This is a genomic window from Streptomyces sp. NRRL B-1347 (assembly GCF_000720325.1).
Lineage (GTDB): Bacteria > Actinomycetota > Actinomycetes > Streptomycetales > Streptomycetaceae > Streptomyces.
In genome coordinates, this window is the sequence record NZ_JOJM01000098.1 from 1 (window position 1) to 17,551 (window position 17,551).

Sequence of the window (17,551 nt, forward strand, 5' to 3'; positions counted from 1 at the left end):
GTCGCGCGTGACGTCCGGGTACGTCTCGCTGTAGCTGCCCTCCAGCCAGGAGTTGGCGAGCACGGCGGGGCCGCCGTGCCCGGGACCCCACACGCACAGCACGTCCAGGTCGCGCTCCCGCACGATCCGATTCAGGTGGGTGTGGACGAGGTTGAGCCCGGGTGAGGTGCCCCAGTGGCCGAGGAGGCGGGGCTTGATGTGTTCGGGCCTGAGCGGCTCGGTCAGGAGGGGATTGGCGAGGAGGTAGATCTGGCCGACCGCGAGGTAGTTGGCGGCACGCCAGTGCGCGTCCAGAACGGAGAGCTGGTCCTTGGCCATGGGAAGCCTCGATTCCGTCGGGAGTTTCCGGGAGGCGGGGTGGCCGGGTTCCACGGCAGGTGCGGTTCAGGCCGGGTGAGTCACCCACGCCGACGGCCTGCCCCGCGGCGGGGGTGTGCCCCACTTGGGGGCGGCCCGGTCGGGGGTCGGCGGGGAGGGGGTCGGGGGCGGGCCGGGGCCCGGAGTGGTGCGGCCCTCCCCCTCCCGAGAGGGCCGCACCACGGTCACTCAGGCGTGCGAGGTGCGGTCAGGTGTGCGGCATCACCGCCCTACGGTCAGGCGTGCGACACCACCGCCACACGGTCAGGCATGCGGGACCACCGCCACCGGACACGCCGCGTGGTGCAGCACCGCGTGGTTCACCGAGCCGAGCTGCATGCCCGCCTGGCCCGTGCGGCGGCGGGCGCCGACGACGAGGAGATCGGCGGTGGCGGCGGCGTCGAGCAGCGCGGTCCGCGGGCTGCCCTCGACGACCCTGCGGTGCACGGGGACGGCGCTGTGGGTGCGGGCCAGGCCGCTCAGCGCCTGTTCGACCTGGTGCTCGGCGCGCTCCTGGTGGGTGTCGGCGGCGTCGGCCGCGCGCGGCCGCTCCGGTGCCTCGTGCGCGGGGCAGCGCCAGGCGTGCACGACGTCGAGGGTGGCCCCGCGCCGCTGTGCCCAGCGGACCGCGAGGCCGAGCGCGGGCCGTGCGTCCGCGGCCTCGTCGATGCCGACGACGACCCGCCGGTGCCTCCCGCCGAGGTTCTCCTCCGCGCCGCGCACCACGATGACCGGGCACCGCGCGCGTGCGGCCACGGACAGGCCGACCGAGCCGAGCAGCAGGCCCGCGAGGCGGCCGCGGCCCCTGCTGCCGACGAGCACCGCGCTCGCCTGGCGGCTCTCGCGTATCAGCGCCGCCGCCGGGTCCTCGTCGAGCAGCTGGCTGGTGACCTTGACCGAGGAGCTGCGGCAGTGGGCGCGCTCGGTCGCGTCCGCGACGACGCGGTCCGCCTGTGCCCGCACCAAGGCGCGGTTGATGCCGAAGGACGGTTCGCGTCCCTCGTACCACTCCCAGCTCGACGCGTGCACGATCCGCAGCGGCACCGCCTGGCGGTCGGCCTCGTCGACCGCCCAGTCCAGTGCCCGCAGGCTCGGCTCGGAGCCGTCGACGCCCACGATCAACGGATGCTCCACGGGCCATCGCCCCTCTCGTCTCGTCGCGAACTGATCGGAGAAGGCCGTGGCGCGGTCCCCCGGGGCTTCTTCGGGGTGACGTCCGGGAGGACTTCAGGGCCTTCCCGGATGACGCTGACACCGTGACGACGCGCGCGCGAGTGGCGAACAGGCCTGTACGGGAAGGCCGAACGGCCCTGTGGCCGAGACCCGCCCGTCCGCGGGCGCGGGCCGCACGGGGCCGTCCGGTCCGGGTGACACGTGGCGGCGGGGCCCGGCGTCCCGTTCCCCTTCCGGACCCCGGCGGGGGCCGTCCGGCCCGCTGCCCGGAGCGGCCGGGCCCGCTACGCTCGAAGCCGCGAACCCCTTGCGTGGTGCGGAGGTCGACGCGATGCGCTCTCGGGTTCTGTGGTGGCGCTGGCGACGCGGTCCGCTGCGCCGCCGCTCGGACGTGGTCGAGGCCTGGACGGTGCTCGTGGCGGGCGTCGTCCTGTTCCTGGGCGTGCCGGCGGCCGGGGCCGCCGCCGGGCTCGCCGTGCACGCGGACGCCGCGGAGGCGGCGCGGGCCGCGGCGGCGACCCGGCACCGCGTGACCGCGACGCTCATCGCGGACGCGCCCCCGCCGGTCCCGGCCGTGGGCACGGTGCCCCTGTACGACGTCCCGGCGCGCTGGACGGCCGCGGACGGCGCCGAGGTCACCGGCAACGCGCGGGTGATCGCGGGCAGTCGGCGCGGTGAGCACGCGGCCGTGTGGCTGGACGAGCGCGGCCGGGTGGCCGCGGCGCCGCCGAGCGCCGAGGACGTGGCCCTGCGGACGGCGAGCGCGGCCCTCCTCGCGGGCGCGGCCACCGCCCTGGTCGCGCTCCTGGCGCGGTGCGCGGTGTGCCGCGCCCTCGACCGGCACCGCCTGGCCGCCTGGGAGCGGGAGTGGCGCAGTACGGGCCCCCAGTGGGGCGGCTGGACGGCCTGACGCGGGCTCAGCTGCCGTGCCGCACACGGGCTCGGGCGGCCCGCTCGGCCCGAGCCCGGCCGCGGATTCCTCAGCCGCTCTCGGTCGACGTCAGCCGCTTGGCGATCCACTCGACGGCCGAGTCGTGCCGCGGGGACCAGCCCAGTTCGGCGCGGGCCCGGCGGCCCCGCACCCGGCTGTTGGAGCCGAGGGCGTACACGGCCGGTTCGTAGCCCCACTCCTCGATGGCCGACTCGATGTCCCAGGGCTGCGCGGTGCCGCGGCCCAGGGCGTCGGCGATGGCCTGGGTCATCTCGCCGAACGAGGCCTCGCCGTTCTCGACGAAGTAGAAGGCTCCGGCGGGCGCCGACGCCAGGGCCAGCTCGTACAGGTCGGCGACGTCGTCGATGTGGACGTTCGACCAGATGTTGTGCCCGGGGCCGATGTGCCGGGCCACGCCGCTGGCCTCGGCCTGGCGGGTGAGCCGGGGCAGTTGCACGCTGTCGCGGGACAGGCCGTAACCGTGGCCGTAGATCAGGGTGTTGCACAGCACCACGGACCGGACGCCGCGCTCGGCGGCGGCCAGGACGAACCGGTCGAGGTCGACGCGCGGCGCCTTGTCCGGCTCGGCCTGCCAGTCGGTGCCCGGTGCGACGTCGGCCTCGGTGAAGACGCGCTCCGACACCTCGCCGCGGGCGTCGTCGGCCACGATGCTGGAACCGCTGGTGTGCAGCAGGGGCTTGTCCGTGCCCACGAGCGCGGCCACGAGGGCTTCGACGGCGGGCCGGTGGTCGCTGTCCGCCGCGTTGATCACGGCGTCCGCGTCGCGTGCGGCGGCGCCGAGCACCGCCGCGTCGTCGAGGTCGCCCAGGACCGGGGTGATGCCGCGCTCCCGCAGGGCCCGCGCCTTGTCCTCCGTGCGGGCCAGGCCGGTCACGTCGTGGCCGGTCTCCCTCAGCCGGGCGGCGAGGGAGCCGCCGATGAAGCCGGTGGCTCCGGTGACGAAGATGCGCATGTCGACCTCCAAGATTACTTGCAGACGCCGTATATACTTATGTGCAATACCGCGCGCACGCAACTACTCGGCTTCGTTCCGCGCCCCCAGACCCGGCCGGGGGGCGAGGGCGAGCACGCCCACCTTGCCGGTGTGCAGATTGCACTGGACCAGGCGGGCGGCCTCGGCCGTCTCGTGCAACGGGTACGTGACGGTCAACGCGGGACGGACGTGCCCGAGGTCGAGCAGACGGTGAACCGCGGCCTGTTCGTGCAAGTTGGCGCCGTGGCTGCCGATGATCCGCTTGAGCCGCATCCACAGGTAGCGGTTGTCGAACTCGTGCCGGTAGCCGGTGCTGGACCCGCAGGTGACGACCGTGCCGCCGCGCCGGACCACGAACACCGAGACGCCGAACGTCGCCCGGCCCACGTGCTCGAAGACGATGTGCGGATCCTCGCCGACGGCGTCCCGGACGCACCGGCCGAGCCGTTTGCCCACCGCCGCGGGGTCGGCCGGTGCGCGCCCGGTCAGACCGATCCGCGCGCGGTCGACGACCGCGTGACAGCCGAGGGAGCGCGCGTACGCCGCCTTCTCCTCGCTGCTGACGACGCCGACCGCGATCCCGCCGCCGCTCCGCACCAGCTGTACGGCGTACGCGCCGAGTCCGCCCGCCGCGCCCCAGACGAGGACGACGTCGCCCTGGGTCATGCGGGCGCCGCGCTCGCCGACGAGCATGCGGTAGGCGGTGCCCGCGCACAGCGGATTGCTGGCCGCCTCCTCCCAGGTCAACCGCGCTGGTTTGGGCAGGAGTTGGCTGGCGCGGGCCACGCAGTAGTGCGCGAGGCCGCCGAAGTTCGTCTCGAACCCCCAGGCCACCATGGACTCGCCGAGCATTCCGTCGGCGTGCGTCGCGGGCTCCTCGTCGTCGACGTACACGGGCGAGACGACGACCTCGTCGCCCACGCGCCAGCGCCGCACCCCTGTCCCGGCGCGCACGACCACGCCGGCCGCGTCCGAGCCCACCGCGTGGAAGGGCTGGTCGTGGCGCGCCGCCCAGCGGCCGCCGCGCGCGAACCGGCGCAGATAGCCGAAGGTGGACCGCGGCTCGAACATCGCGGACCACACGGTGTTGTAGTTGATGCCGCTGGCCATGACGGCCACGAGCACCTCGTCCGGGGCGAGTTCGGGCATCGGCACCGGGCCCACGTGCAGCGTCTTGCGCACGTCCTTGTCGGCGACTCCGGTGAACTTCCCGGCGTCCTCGGCACGCAGGTGCACGGCCGTGTAGTGGCTGGGGACGTCGATGCGGGCCAGTTCGTCGGCGGGGGCTCCCGCGACGACCGCTGCGGCGAGCGGGTCCATGGTGGTCCTCCTTCGGGCTTCGGGGCGGCCGGGGCCGGGGTCAGGTCGCGGGCAGGCCTAGGCCCGCCGCGAGGGTGGGCCAGGACGCCTTGAACTCCCGCTGCCAGGACGGCCACGCGTGGGTGCCGCCGGGGTAGAAGTGGGTGCGCGCCGGGACGCCCCGGCGGCGCAGCTCCCTGGCGAACTCCTGGGCCTGGCCCCACAGCGTGCCTTCGAGGACGGCTCCTTCCAGGTTCCCGAAGTCGTCGCTGGGCAGGCCGCTGCCCTGGGACAGGTACAGGTGCGTCCCGGTGAGGTGCCCGGCCAGGGCGCGCGGATTGTGGCGTCGCCAGTTGTCCGCCTGGAACAGCACGCTGCCCCACAGGGACGAGGGCGGCCGCAGTTCCCGGGCGACGATGGCGCCCAGGACCGTGGGCATCCCGGGGGCCGTCGTGTCGAGGATGCCGCTGTACGAGGCCGCCGCGCCGAACGCGCCGCGACAGCGGGCGGCGAACGCCAGGGCGCCGTAGCCGCCGGTCGACACCCCGGCGACGGCCCGGGCGCCGCTCGCCCGGTACTCCGCGTGCAGCAGCGCCATCAACTCGTCGACCTGGAAGGTCTCGTAGTCGGGTGCGTTCCTGCCGTGGTTCCACCAGTCGGTGGGGATGCCGGTGGGTCCGGAGGACGGCATGACGGTGAGGACGTCCTTGTCGGCCAGGAACTCCTCGACGTCGGTCTCCCGGGTCCAGGAGGTGTGGTCGTCGTGGGCGCCCTGGAGGAGGTACAGCACCGGCCAGCGGCGCTCGGGCTCGGCCGTGAAGCGCGCCGGCAGGATGACGCGGACGGGCAGGTGGGTCCCGACGGCGGACGAGTACACGGTCAGGTCGAGCGTGCGCGCCCCCGCCTGCCGCTCGGAGACGACGCGGGCCCCCGCCGTGACGGGGGCGACGGCCGACGCGGGCGCGGCCCCGCCGAGCACGCCGCCCGCCACGAGCGACAGGGCGGCGAGGGCGGTGGCGACGCGGCGTCCGCGGTACCGGTGGGACATGCGGAACCTCATTTCGTACGGGCGTCAGACGCCGGGCAGGTCGCGGACGAGGAGCCGGGCGAGCGTGTCGACGACCGGCGGGTCGAGCAGCGCCAAGTGGTGGCCGGGCAGCGGCACCACGGTCAGGTCGGGGCAGTGCGCGTCCCAGCCGAGCGTCGCGTCGTCGCGCTCGTAGCGCGGGTCGCGGACCGTGTGCGGGGCGGGCTCGTCGGCCCGGTACAGCAGGGTCGGGCCCGGGTGGCGGCCGGGCGTGTGCCGCTCGCCGCCGCGCAGGTCCAGGTACGAGGCCCGCTGGTGGTCGAGCACGGCGCGGGGCAGCTCGACGGCCTGCTCCAGGCACTTCGTCACCAAGTCGATGCGCGCGGTGTCGTCGAGGCGTGCCAGCTCCTCGTACGGCAGCGCCAGGGGGCTGCCGTAGGTGCGCTCGACGTACGCGGCGAAGGCGGTGAAGCGGCGCCGCGCCTCGTCGTCGGGGCTCAGCTGCGCGGGCAGGGGCAGGACGGAGTCGAGGAGGACGAGCGCGGCGACGCGGCCGTGCGGGGAGAGGAGCCGGGCGGCTTCCTGGGCCAGGAGCCCGCCGTACGACCAGCCGCCGATCAGCCAGGGGCCTGCCGGGCTCCGTTCGCGGATCCGGCGGGCGAACTCGGCGGCCCGCTCGGGCACTTCGCCGTGCACCCGCAGACGGTGCGGTACCGGCTGCGGCAGCTGGACGAGGTCTTCGGCAGTCATCTGCACGATCCCGCGGCCCAGTTCGAGATGCAGCTGGTGCTGCACGCGCTGAGCCTGCGGCCGCGCCGGGAGCGGTAGCCGCAGGCCGTGCCGCGCGTGCGCTCACGGCGTACGGGCGAGCGCCGCGCGCTGCTCCGGGGTGAGCCGCTCGGTCCGGGCGGCGACGGTGTACGTGTCGTCCGGGCCGCGGCGCAGCGTGAGCGGGTCGGCGACGTCCGGGTGCTGCCCGGCGTCGTGCAGGGCGGTCGCGACGCGGTCCTGCGACCAGCCGAGGGCCGTCGCCAACCGGCCGGTGTCGAGCGGCGCTCCGGCGTGGACGAGGGCGGCGAGCACGGTGAGCGCGTCGGCGAACGCGGCGGCCGTGGAGCCCCCTGCCATGTCGTCGCTGAGGCTGGTGAAGAAGCGCCGCATGTGGTCGAGGCGGGCGCCCGCGGGGGTCGCGGCGCCGAGGACCTCGACGCCGGCCTCCGCGGTGTCGGCCATCATCGCGTGGGCGCGGGCGCTCGCCAGCCAGGTCCGCAGCCACATGTCGTCGTCGATGACGTACCGCTCGCGGCGTCCTGCGGGCACGCGCTCGCGCCGCACCAGCTCCAGGCGTTCGAGGTAGCCGACGGCCTTGGAGACCGAGGCGGGGCTGACCCGCAACAGCGCCACGAGGTCGGCGGCGGTCAGGGTGCCCGAGTCGGTGGTGACGAGGCTGGCGAGCACCCGGGCGGGCATCCGCGGCACCCCGGTGTGGGCCATCAGCTCCGCGAACTGGGTGACGAAGTCGCGCACCACCTCGGCGTCGCGCCCGTGTCCGACGTCGGGCGGATCCGTCGCCGGGGCGGCCGCCGCGGCTCTGCGGGCTCGGCGTGCGGTGGCGTGCTGGGCGTGCTCGGCGCGATAGCGGCCGGGCCCGCCGTTGCGGGCCACTTCCCTGCTGATGGTCGACGTCGGCCTGCCGAGCCGCCGGGCGATCTCGGCATAGCCGAGCCCGTCGGCGAGCCCGTGCGCCACCTGTCGTCGGTCCTCGTGGGTCAGCCTGCCTCCTGGCACCGCGCCCGCCTTCCGCTTACGAGTCCTCACCACCGGCCCGCGTTCTGCGTCGCCGGTCCGGCCAGTATGCGTTGACCTTCATCTCATTGCAACGGTCGATCAAAAGGATTGCGTTCACACTCAAGTCGGTTGCAATGATTCGCCTTGGATCTACGCCCACTTGCCGATTCACCCGCTCTCACAATTGAGGACTCTGTAAACGCAACGTAGCTTTCAAGAACTCCAAACCACTTCAACGCCACGGTGGACTGATGACGAATTCCGGCGAAGCCGACATCGTGCTCGATGTCGAGGGGCTCCGCATGCGCTACGGCACGACCGACGTGCTGCGCGAGGTGACCTTCCGCGCCCGGCACGGCGAAGTGCTCGCCCTGCTCGGGCCGAACGGCGCGGGCAAGACGACCACGATCGAGATCCTGGAAGGCTTCCGGGCACGCTCGGCGGGCCGGGCCCGGGTGCTCGGCGCGGATCCCGCGCACGGCGACGAGCGGTGGCGGGCCCGCCTCGGCATCGTCCTGCAGTCGTGGCGCGACCACGGCAAGTGGCGCGTACGCGAACTGCTCACGCACCTCGGCGCACACTACGCCCCTTACGCCACCGCGGACATCCCCCGCCCCTGGGACACCGCGGGACTCCTCGCCGCCGTCGGCCTGACCGGGCAGGCCGACCACAAGGTGAAGACGCTGTCCGGCGGGCAGCGGCGGCGCCTCGACGTGGCCATCGGCCTGGTCGGCCGCCCCGAACTGCTCTTCCTCGACGAGCCCACCGCCGGGCTGGACCCGCAGGCCCGGCACGCGTTCCACGACCTGGTCCACCGCCTCGCCGCCGAGCGGCGCACCACCGTCCTGCTCACCACGCACGACCTCGCCGAGGCGGACAAGCTCGCCGACCGCATCCTGATCCTGGCGGGCGGCCGGATCGTCGCGGACGGCACCGCCGACGAGCTCGCCCGCCGCATCGTGGGCGAGGACGAGGTCCGGTGGACCCGCGCCGGGCGGCGGTTCACCCGGAGCACCGCCGAATCGACGGCGTTCGTACGGGAGTTGTTCCACGAACACGGCGATGAGATCGGCGAACTGGAGGTACGCCGGGCCTCCTTGGAGGACACCTATATGGCGCTGGTGCGGCGGCAGGAGGCCGCGGTCCGATGAGCACTCCCACCCCCTGCGCGGCACGCCCGGCACGTGCGACCGGCACGGCGCTGCGGGCCGGGGTCAGCCGCGGCGTCATCGAGCTCCGGCAGTCGTTCACCAACGGCGGCGACCTGGTGTCCCATCTGCTGTGGCCGGTCATGATGCTGATCGCCCTGTTCTTCCTGCGGGAGCGGGAGTTCGGGTCGAGCGGCCTCGGCCTCGGCACCCTCGCGCTGCCGAGCATCCTCGGCATGAACGCGGCGATGGGCATGGTCAGCATGAGCCAGCTCCTCACCGCCGAGCGCGAGGACGGCACGCTCCTTCGCGCCAAGGCCACGCCGAACGGCATGCGCAGCTATCTCACCGGCAAGGTCATCGCGGTGGCGGGCGGCCTCGTCGCCGACCTCGCGATCCTCCTCGCGCCCGGCATGCTCCTCGTCGACGGGCTCGCCGCGGACCGCCCCGGCGCCTGGCTCACGCTCGCCTGGGTGCTCGCCCTCGGCCTGGCGGCGACCCTGCCGCTCGGCGCGGTCCTCGGCTCACTGTTCCCGAGCGCCCGCAGCCAGGCCCTGATCCAACTGCCGGTCATGGGCATGATCGCGATCTCCGGCATCTTCTACCCCGTCACGTCACTCCCCGGCTGGCTCCAGGCCGTCGCCCAGGCCACGCCCGTCTACTGGCTCGGCCTCGGCATGCGCTCGGCCCTACTGCCCGGCGCGGCCGCCGAGGTGGAGATCGACGACTCCTGGCGACACGGGGAGACCGCCGGGGCCCTCGGGGCCTGGGCCGCACTCGGACTGCTCGTGGCGCCGGTCGTGCTGCGCCGCATGGCACGCCGCGAGTCGGGGTCGAGCGTGGCGGAACGACGCGAGAAGGCGCTGCGCCGGGTGGGCTAGCGACGCCGGATCCCCTCTCTCCGTGCGATCACCCCAGCTCTCCGCACGATCCCCTCCGTACGATCACGCCAGTTCACGCCCTCGTACGACAGATGCAGCCCCACCCCTCGTACGAGGGACAGGACGCATCCGGGGGCCTCCGTGTGGGCAGCCATGTCGGCGCTCCGCCTGCACGCGGGAGGAGCCTCGCGCCAGCAGAACTCACCCCAGCAGAAAGGGACCTCATGCGCCGACGCCTGACCGCAGTCCTCCTCGGAGGCCTGGCCCTGACCGGCATGTCCACTGCCACCGCGGCGGCCGCCGGCCCCCCTCCCATGGCGCGGCACGCCTTGGTGAACCCGGCACCGCTGCTCCCCTCCCCCGAGTCCCTGATCACCGAGGGCATCTCCATCGAGGGCCCGCTGATCAACAACCTCGGCCTGCCGAAGCTTCTTTGAGGGACGGCGGGGAGCAACTCGGGCTCGCATGCGTACGGCCCGCCGGTGACCGGCGGGCCGTACGCATGCGAGCCCCGCAGCACGGGCAGCTCCAGCAGCAAGCCACCCACGTCGACTGCGCTTTCGATCCGGGCCACGAAAATCGACAGCCCTTGCGGCCCTTGCCATCTCACCAGGCAATCAAGCAGACCAACCCTCAGGAACACCCATCAGCAGTCCGGAACGGGCGGCAGAATGCCCTCGATCACGCCGGTCAAATGCTGAGGTGCACATGGCAGAGCCACGATCCGATCAAGGCCTGGACTCCGATTCACGCAGTCCAGAGCCTGGACCTCCCCTCCGGGGAACGGCCGACAATGAATCAGAGAGGGGCCACAGAACGGCAATCACTGTCGCCGTGATCACCGGCGCAGCCGTCATCATCGCAGCCCTGATCGCCGTGATCCCGGCCTTGGTCGACCTGTTCGCGAACGACTCGGACGCGGACACGAAGAAGGATCAGGACAACAAGGGGAGCGCCAGCGCGAAGAAGAACCCGTTCGTCGGCGAGTGGCAAGGAACCGTAAGGGAAAACCAACCCCCCAATTCCACCCACCAAATCACGCTGAGGATTGACGACGGCAGGATCGACGAAGAGGTCGGCCACGTCGAATACCACTCCGCAAAGGTCACTTGCAAGGGAGTGGTGACCCTGGAAGAGATGAACAAGAAGCGCGAAGTGATAGAGCTCGGCGAGTACATCGAAGACGGAAACTGCGTGAAACGGGGCAGGATCACCCTCACGATCCAGCCGGCTGACGATGCAAAGTTCTTCTACGCGGGCACGAAGCTCGACGGCACTCCGCAATCCGCTGAAGGCAGCCTTCGTAAGATCGGCTGAGAACCCCCAAGGGCCTGCCTGGGCGTCATGGCTCCGGAGACGACGCCCCGAGAGCGACGTTCCCGCTCCCGCTCAGGGGCGAACCCGGGGAGCGAACCCGGAGGGCCAACTCGGAGGGCCAACTCGGAGAGCGCCCCCGCAAGGCCGCCTCAAGCCTCCCGCGTCGGCAGCACCGAGAGCAGGGACAGGTTGACGTGGCGGGGACGGCTTGCCGCGAAGGCGATCACCTCGGCGACGTCCTTCCCGGTGGGAAGGTCCCCGAGGGAGCCCACCGCCTCCTGGACGGCCGCGCTGATCACCGGGTCACCGAGGTGGTCCCGCAGCTCGGTGTCGATGGTTCCCGGCTCGATCGTCGTCACCCGAACGTGGTGCGGGCTGAGCTCGGCGCGCAGGTTCCGGGAGAAGTGACTGACGGCGGCCTTGGTCGCGGCATACCCGGCGAAGCCGGGCAGCACCACCTGCGCCGCCGCGGACGAGACGGTGACCAGGTCCGCGTAGTCCCCGTCGGCGGCGGCCGCGATCAGGTCGGGCGCGAAGGTCGTCACGACGGAGAGCGCACCGGAGACGTTCACCTCGATCATGCGCTGCCAGTTCCTCTCGGAACCCCGGCCCAGCAGGTCGGGAAGGGCGAGGCCCGCGTTGTTGACCACCAGGTCGACGCGGCCGAAGTGCTCCCGGATCCGGTCGGCGGCCGCCGTGAGCGAGGCGGGGTCGGCAACATCCGCCGGTACCGCCAGCGCGCGGCCACCTGCGGCTTCGATCTGCGCCACATGGTCGGTCACGCGCTCGGCCCGCCGCGCCAGCAGGGCCACGCGGGCACCCTGTTCGGCCAGCAGGCGCGCGGTGGCCTCGCCGATGCCGCTGGAGGCCCCCGTCACGACAGCCACCCGACCGGCGAGGGGGTGAAGGGAGGAACGGGTCTGCGTAGCTGCTGTGGTCACTGTGATCTCCGAGAGCGAGTCGTACGGTGTCTTGCGGCGTCCTGCAATCTGTCTTGCGCACTCGACTCTGGCGGAGGAATCCGAGGCGACCCAGGGCTCTGCCGGACCCTGGGTCTGGCAGAGCCAGGCTTGTACGACACTTGAAGGATGGATTTCCGCACCGAACTGGCCTCCTTCCTCCAGTCCCGTCGAGCCCGCGTACAGCCGGAGGACCTCGGCATACGTCCGCTCAGCGGGCGGCGCCGCGTTCCGGGCCTGCGCCGGGAGGAGCTGGCCGAACGGGCCGGGGTCAGCGTCGACTACTACGTACGGCTCGAACAGGGCCGCTCCCTCAACGTCTCCGACCAGGTCCTGGACGCCATCGCCCGTACGCTGCGGTTCGACGCCGCCGAGCGCGCGCACCTGGGCCATCTGACGCGGGCGCTGCGCGGCAGCGACCCGGACTCGGAGTCGGTCACGTCCCCACCGCAGCCGATACGCAGCGGCATCCGCATCCTCCTGGACGCCGTCGGCGACGTACCCGCCTACGTGCTGGGCCGCAGGCTCGACGTCCTGGCCGCCAACCGCCCGGCCCGCACCCTGTTCGTCGACTTCGACGCCCTGCCCGCCGCACAGCGCAACGTGGCCTGGCTCCACTTCCTCCACCCCGGCATGCGGGACCTCTACCCCGACTGGGAGGAGGTCGCCCGGGACACCGTCGCGGCGCTGCGCATGGACTTGGGGCGTTTCCCCTGCGACGACCGGCTGTGCACGCTGCTCGCGGAGCTCTCCGTCCGCAGCGACGACTTCCGCCGTCTGTGGGCCGAACACCAGGTGCGTGAACACGCCCACGACGTGCAGCGAGTACGCCATCCCGTAGCGGGCGAGCTCACCCTGAACCGCGAGACCCTACGCCTCCCCAACGAACCCGACCAGGCCCTGGTCACCTACGCGGCCGCCCCGGACACCCCGTCCCAGGAAGCCCTGCGCACCCTCACTCTTCACCTGACCACGACGGCGCGGGCCTGAGCCTCACATCGGCCGCTGACGCGGCCCCCAGCAGGGAAGTCGTGGAGGCCGGTCGTCGCCGCGCGGGCACAGTCCTGGTCGGCACACTCTGCTTCGTCAAGGAGCACGACGGCAGCCTGAAGGCCGCCGACGCGCACCGGCACAGCGCGCGGCGCGGCACGGGCGACCGCGGCTCCGGGGCGGGGCGGCGCCCGCCCTTGCCGCCCTCGGCCTCGGCTGCGTGCAGCCCGCCACCTGCGGCGAACTCCAGCGCGAGCGGACGTACGACATGCGCTATCGCGGGAGCGAGCGCGCCCCGCACGCCCCGCGCGCCCCGCACGACATGCCCGCGAACGTCCAGGCGTGTCCGGATCGATCAGGAATGGAGAAGCGCGGTCCGCGGGGCCGCCTCTAGCCTGCTCGCCATGGACATCACCATTCACACGACTTCGCTTCCGCACGACGACCCGGACGCGTCGCTCGCCTTCTACCGCGACGTCCTCGGCTTCGAGGTCCGCAGCGATGTCGGGCAGGGCAGGATGCGCTGGATCACTGTCGGCCCGGCCGGTCAGCCGGGCACGTCGATCCTCCTGGCGCCGCCTGCCGCCGACCCCGGCGTCACCGAGGACGAGCGCCGCACGATCACCGAGATGATGGCCAAGGGCACCTACGGCTGGATCCTGCTGGCCACCCCGGACCTCGACGCCACGTTCGAGAGGGTGCAGGCCGGTGAAACCGAGGTCGTCCAGGAGCCCACGGAGCAGCCGTACGGCGTCCGCGACTGCGCGTTCCGCGACCCCGCGGGCAACCTGGTCCGCATCCAGGAACTGCGCTGAGCCTTACGGGTATCGATGCGGCCGTGCGGGCCGATCCACACCACCAAGCGTCTGGGGTGCCCCCACCTCGGCAGGCACCCCAGACGCTCAAGACGTCGACGGAAATTGCAAGACGCAAGACGAAAAAGGGGAGGGTTCCCATGTGTAAGCCTGAATGGCGGCGTGCACGCGTCCAGGCGCAGCGCCTGGCTGATCTCGCGCGGCTGCGCCGCGTCCGCGACCGGATCGACAGGGAGTACGCGCGGCCGCTGAACGTGGAAGCGCTCGCCCGCGACGTCACCATGTCCGCCGGGCACCTGAGTCGCCAGTTCCGGGCCGCCTACGGCGAGTCGCCGTACGCGTACCTGATGACGCGTCGCATCGAGCGGGCGACGGCGCTGCTGCGGCGGGGCGACCTCAGCGTCACCGAGGTCTGCTTCGCGGTCGGCTGCGCGTCGCTGGGCACGTTCACCACCCGCTTCACCGAGCTGGTCGGCATGCCGCCCGGGGCCTTCCGGCGCCAGGCGGCGGACGCGACGGCCGACCCTGCCGATGCTGCGAGTACGGCCCGCGACACGGGGTCGGCGATCAAGGCGCATGGCATGCCGGCGTGCGTGGCGAAGCAAGTCTCAAGACCGGTCAGGAATCGAGAAGCCCCGGCAGCCGCGCGGCACCTAGCGTGATGGTCATGGCAACCACCACTTCCGCCGCAGCCCACACGTCCCTCGCGTCCGTCACCCTTGAGGTGGCCGACCTCGAAGCCGCCCGCCGCTTCTACAGCGCCTTCGGCGTGGACACGTACGTACGCCTGCGGGCGTCCGAGGCGCACTCCACCGGGTTCCGCGGCTTCACCCTGGCGCTCACGGTGTCCGGTCCGGCCACCGTCGACGGCTTCGTCGGCGCCGCCGTGGACGCAGGCGCCACGGTCCTGAAGCCTGCCGCGAAGTCCCTGTGGGGGTACAGCGGCGTCATCCAGGCCCCGGACGGCACGATCTGGAAGATCGCGACCTCGGCGAAGAAGGACACCGGTCCTGCCACCCGCGAGATCGACGACGTCGTCCTGCTGATCGGCGTCGAGGGCGTGAAGACCACCAAGCAGTTCTACGTCGGCCGGGGCCTGACCGTGGCCAAGAGCGTCGGCAGCAAGTACGTCGAGTTCGCCCCCGGCGAGTCGAGCCCCGTCAAGCTGGCGCTGTACAAGCGCCGCGCCCTGGCCAAGGACCTCGGCGTCCCCGCCGACGGCACCGGCTCGCACCGCATCGTCCTCGGCAGCACCGCCGACGCCTTCACCGACCCGGACGGGTTCACCTGGGAGACGGCCACGTCGCTCGCCCCCACGCCGTCCTGACTCCCGGCCGGCCGTCCGGGACCCGGCGATGGTCCCGGTACGGCAAGCGGAAGCAGCAATCGGAGCCGAGCGGGCCGCACCCACGGTGAGTCGGCAGTACAACAGGAGGAAGACCATGAAGTTTCGGACCCTCGTCGAACCGCCCGAGCCCATGCGGGGGCTGGAGGTCCCGCCCGAGGTGGTGGCAGCGCTCGGCGGGGGCGCACGGCCGCCAGTCACGATCACGGTCAACGGGCATACCTGGAAGAGCCGGGTCGCCATCATGCGAGGCCGCCACCTGCTCGGCCTCAGCAACGCCAACCGACAGGCCGCGGACGTCGCGATCGGCGAGGAGGTCGAGGTCGAGCTGGAGCTCGACACCGAGCCGCGCGTCGTCGTCGAGCCCCCGGACTTCGCCCGAGCCCTGGACGACGACCCGATCGCCCGCGCCACGTACGACAGCCTCACCCATAGCCGCAAGCGCGAGCACGTGCGCGCCATCGAGAGCGCGAAGAGGCCCGAGACGCGCCGAAGCCGCATCGAGAAGGCCCTCGCCACCCTGCGGGGCTGACTCCCCGAAGCAAAGACTCCAGCGGCCACGCAATCGCCGCGCGGAGGCCTCCCCCTGCCCCACGACCAGGATGCCTGGAACGGGCACTGACATCGCGAAGACTCCAGCGCCACGCGTTGGAACTCGATCTACCGAGTGGGGCACACCCCCCCTTCCACAGGTGGAGTCGTTCCGATGAACGGAACAGAAAATGACCGCGTCTGCCGCCGCACGCGATGCTTCCGCCTGTTGTTTCCCAAGCCTCAAGGGGGATGTCATGGCACGCCGGTTACGTTTCCTCAGATCGGTCTGGGGGCCGAGGCCACGCCCTGCGCAGAGCCAACACGACGCGTCGCCGACGCTGGGCAGACGCCGAAGCAGTATCAGCGGCATACCGCGCACGAGGACCGTCGTGCTGGGGACGGTCCTCGTGTTGACGTGCTCGACCGCCGTGGCGGCCGCAGGCGCGGAGCGGCCCACGAGCAATCCGCCCAAACCCGTGCCGCGCGCCGCCCCGGGGACGTCCGGGCTGCCGCTGCCCAAGGGGCCGGTTCCCGGAGGTTTCGCCACCTGGGCGGAGCTGTTCGGCATGCAGCAGCGCCTCAACTCCAAGGCCATGAAGATCGAAAAGGCGGCGCGCACGCAACGCCAGGACAATCCGGTCGGCATCGTCGCGGCCCCGGAGAACCGGGAACTGCGCGTGTACTGGCACGGCACCGTGCCCGACAGCATGCGCCGCCAGCTCAGCAGCCGCGCCGGGGACGTGCCGGTCAAGGTTCTTCCCGCGCGGTTCCGCACCAGCGCGCTGCGCACCGCGGTGCGCAAGCTCAAGGCCTCGGGGGCCACGACCATGGCAGTGCCCCAGCCCGACGGCAGCGGAGTCGCCGTGCGGTGGTCCCCTGGTACGCGACGACACACTCGTGCCGTCGACGGGATCCCGGTGGCCCTGGCCCGTGGCGCGAGCCCTCACGGCTCCAAGGACGTCCCCCTCACGGGCAGGTGCGCCGACGGCGCCGGCTACTGCCGCGAGGACGACATCCCGCCCTACTACGCCGGCGCCCGCACCTCCAACTGCACCGTCGGCTGGCCCCTGCGTCTGGCCAACGACGCTCCCGCCCTGCTCACCGCCGGCCACTGCGGCGCCAGCGGTGTCCTCGCCTATGACGGGGGCGGCGACTTGATGGGCGGATACGGCAACCACAGCATCGGCGCCGACCACGCGACCATCGGGGCCGCGGGGTCCGGCCGGATGTGGGACGGCAGCTGGCAGAACTCCACCTTCACCAAGCCCATCGACGGCTGGACCAGCACCTTCGCCGGAAACCACATCTGCACCTCCGGCTCACGCTCCGGAGCACTGTGCGGAATCCAGGTCTCCTACGTCGACTCCCCCTTCCCTCCGGGCAGTCCCGGCGCCTTCGCCTACGCGGCCGAGTCCACCGCCCGATACGGCCCTGGCCAAGGAGACAGCGGCGGGCCGGTCTTCAGTCTCACGGGCGACGGCTCACGCGTGGTCGCCCAGGGCACGGTGACCTCCGGCGCCACCGACGCACGCGTCCCCTGCCGGGGAGAGAACTGGGAAGGCCGGGTGTGCTCCTGGTTCTTCAGGTTCGACCGCATCGACTACGCCTTCGGCAACGTCCTCTCCCCCTTCTTCGGCGCCCGCATCGTCACGAGCTGACCGCCACCCACCGCCTCACACCCACAGGCGCACCGATCCTTGACCACGATCGGTGCGCCTGCGCGTTTCGAGCCTGTCCTCGCCCGGTAGATCGACCACGACAGCGATCTCGAGGCTGCGGAGCGTGGGTCTCCCTGTGGGGAACCGCCCTCCGAGGGCGGCGGGCAAGTCCCCGCAGCACACCCACGCGCAGGGGCCGCACGCGTGCCGCCTCTGCGCCCTGTCACATTCTCCGACGCCGGTGCGTCAGACCCATGACGGCGACGCCAGCAACGCTGCAAGGCCGTCACCACACGCACCCGACCCGCTCAGCAGTCCCCGAGGAGTCCCCATGT

The 17,551-nt window shown here is 72.6% G+C and carries 20 protein-coding genes and 1 pseudogene; 13 read left to right on the plus strand and 8 right to left on the minus strand.

Going from position 1 to position 17,551, the window contains the following annotated elements; genetic code table 11:
- Both IG74_RS46740 and IG74_RS0141215 read right to left on the minus strand, forming a co-directional pair.
- Nucleotides 1-318: pseudogene (locus IG74_RS46740) on the minus strand (phosphoketolase); the annotation flags it as partial.
- Nucleotides 319-621: 303 nt separating this feature from the next.
- Nucleotides 622-1,491 (minus strand): universal stress protein, encoded by an 870-nt coding sequence (locus tag IG74_RS0141215; RefSeq protein WP_030688182.1) that lies wholly within the window; start codon nt 1,489-1,491, stop codon nt 622-624.
- Nucleotides 1,492-1,861: 370 nt separating this feature from the next.
- Between IG74_RS0141215 and IG74_RS0141220 the strand changes: the two genes are divergently transcribed.
- Nucleotides 1,862-2,440, plus strand: a complete 579-nt coding sequence (locus IG74_RS0141220; RefSeq protein WP_030688184.1) for a hypothetical protein — start codon at nt 1,862-1,864, stop codon at nt 2,438-2,440.
- 70 nt (nt 2,441-2,510) lie between these two features.
- Here IG74_RS0141220 and IG74_RS0141225 read toward each other — a convergent pair whose 3' ends face one another.
- The 4 genes from IG74_RS0141225 to IG74_RS52495 form a co-directional block, all read right to left on the minus strand.
- Complete coding sequence (locus IG74_RS0141225) at nt 2,511-3,434, minus strand: NAD-dependent epimerase/dehydratase family protein (protein ID WP_030688186.1); 924 nt, start codon at nt 3,432-3,434, stop codon at nt 2,511-2,513.
- Nucleotides 3,435-3,497: 63 nt separating this feature from the next.
- The gene (gene ccrA / locus IG74_RS0141230) at nt 3,498-4,775 is read right to left on the minus strand and encodes a crotonyl-CoA carboxylase/reductase (protein WP_030688187.1); all 1,278 of its coding nucleotides are present in this window, start codon (nt 4,773-4,775) and stop codon (nt 3,498-3,500) included.
- A 40-nt stretch (nt 4,776-4,815) separates the two neighbouring features.
- On the minus strand, nt 4,816-5,802 hold the full coding sequence (locus IG74_RS0141235) for an alpha/beta hydrolase (protein WP_030688190.1): 987 nt from the start codon (nt 5,800-5,802) through the stop codon (nt 4,816-4,818).
- Nucleotides 5,803-5,826: 24 nt separating this feature from the next.
- A complete protein-coding gene (locus tag IG74_RS52495; protein WP_030688192.1) occupies nt 5,827-6,477 on the minus strand; it encodes an alpha/beta fold hydrolase in 651 nt (216 codons plus the stop codon).
- Between IG74_RS52495 and IG74_RS52500 the strand changes: the two genes are divergently transcribed.
- On the plus strand, nt 6,472-6,609 hold the full coding sequence (locus IG74_RS52500; protein WP_158858007.1) for a helix-turn-helix domain-containing protein: 138 nt from the start codon (nt 6,472-6,474) through the stop codon (nt 6,607-6,609). The genes IG74_RS52495 and IG74_RS52500 overlap by 6 nt on opposite strands.
- A 24-nt stretch (nt 6,610-6,633) precedes the next feature.
- Here the strand turns inward: IG74_RS52500 and IG74_RS0141250 are convergent, their stop codons facing one another.
- Nucleotides 6,634-7,569, minus strand: coding sequence for a GbsR/MarR family transcriptional regulator (locus IG74_RS0141250; RefSeq protein WP_030688195.1), 936 nt, complete (start codon nt 7,567-7,569; stop codon nt 6,634-6,636).
- A gap of 251 nt (nt 7,570-7,820) precedes the next feature.
- Here IG74_RS0141250 and IG74_RS0141255 point away from each other — a divergent pair, with 251 nt between their 5' ends.
- The 4 genes from IG74_RS0141255 to IG74_RS0141270 all read left to right on the plus strand — a co-directional run bounded on the left by IG74_RS0141255 (nt 7,821) and on the right by IG74_RS0141270 (nt 10,915).
- Nucleotides 7,821-8,720, plus strand: a complete 900-nt coding sequence (locus IG74_RS0141255; RefSeq protein ID WP_030688197.1) for an ABC transporter ATP-binding protein — start codon at nt 7,821-7,823, stop codon at nt 8,718-8,720.
- Entirely contained in the window at nt 8,717-9,598 is an 882-nt protein-coding gene (locus tag IG74_RS0141260) for an ABC transporter permease (RefSeq protein ID WP_051856499.1), read from the plus strand. The genes IG74_RS0141255 and IG74_RS0141260 overlap by 4 nt, the downstream gene beginning before the upstream one ends.
- 224 nt (nt 9,599-9,822) lie before the next feature.
- The gene (locus IG74_RS0141265) at nt 9,823-10,035 is read left to right on the plus strand and encodes a hypothetical protein (protein ID WP_030688203.1); all 213 of its coding nucleotides are present in this window, start codon (nt 9,823-9,825) and stop codon (nt 10,033-10,035) included.
- A 397-nt stretch (nt 10,036-10,432) separates the two neighbouring features.
- Entirely contained in the window at nt 10,433-10,915 is a 483-nt protein-coding gene (locus IG74_RS0141270; protein ID WP_030688205.1) for a hypothetical protein, read from the plus strand.
- Nucleotides 10,916-11,064: 149 nt separating this feature from the next.
- Here the strand turns inward: IG74_RS0141270 and IG74_RS0141275 are convergent, their stop codons facing one another.
- Nucleotides 11,065-11,793, minus strand: coding sequence for an SDR family oxidoreductase (locus tag IG74_RS0141275; protein WP_234334620.1), 729 nt, complete (start codon nt 11,791-11,793; stop codon nt 11,065-11,067).
- A 210-nt stretch (nt 11,794-12,003) separates the two neighbouring features.
- On the opposite strand from IG74_RS0141275, the gene IG74_RS0141280 reads away from it, so the two are divergent.
- The 7 genes from IG74_RS0141280 (at nt 12,004) to IG74_RS0141305 (ending at nt 17,216) form a co-directional block, all read left to right on the plus strand.
- A complete protein-coding gene (locus IG74_RS0141280; RefSeq protein ID WP_030688210.1) occupies nt 12,004-12,864 on the plus strand; it encodes a helix-turn-helix domain-containing protein in 861 nt (286 codons plus the stop codon).
- A 220-nt stretch (nt 12,865-13,084) separates the two neighbouring features.
- The gene (locus IG74_RS52505) at nt 13,085-13,258 is read left to right on the plus strand and encodes a hypothetical protein (RefSeq protein ID WP_158858009.1); all 174 of its coding nucleotides are present in this window, start codon (nt 13,085-13,087) and stop codon (nt 13,256-13,258) included.
- Nucleotides 13,259-13,268: 10 nt separating this feature from the next.
- Nucleotides 13,269-13,679: a VOC family protein gene (locus IG74_RS0141285; protein WP_030688213.1), complete on the plus strand. Its 411-nt coding sequence runs from the start codon at nt 13,269-13,271 to the stop codon at nt 13,677-13,679.
- 140 nt (nt 13,680-13,819) lie between these two features.
- Nucleotides 13,820-14,341: a helix-turn-helix transcriptional regulator gene (locus tag IG74_RS0141290; RefSeq protein WP_030688215.1), complete on the plus strand. Its 522-nt coding sequence runs from the start codon at nt 13,820-13,822 to the stop codon at nt 14,339-14,341.
- A complete protein-coding gene (locus IG74_RS0141295; protein WP_030688218.1) occupies nt 14,341-15,006 on the plus strand; it encodes a glyoxalase in 666 nt (221 codons plus the stop codon). Before IG74_RS0141290 ends, IG74_RS0141295 begins: the two co-directional genes overlap by 1 nt.
- A 115-nt stretch (nt 15,007-15,121) precedes the next feature.
- The gene (locus tag IG74_RS0141300) at nt 15,122-15,556 is read left to right on the plus strand and encodes a YdeI/OmpD-associated family protein (RefSeq protein ID WP_030688220.1); all 435 of its coding nucleotides are present in this window, start codon (nt 15,122-15,124) and stop codon (nt 15,554-15,556) included.
- A gap of 412 nt (nt 15,557-15,968) precedes the next feature.
- Nucleotides 15,969-17,216, plus strand: a complete 1,248-nt coding sequence (locus IG74_RS0141305; RefSeq protein WP_158858011.1) for a hypothetical protein — start codon at nt 15,969-15,971, stop codon at nt 17,214-17,216.
- The last annotated feature ends 335 nt before the right edge of the window (nt 17,217-17,551 follow it).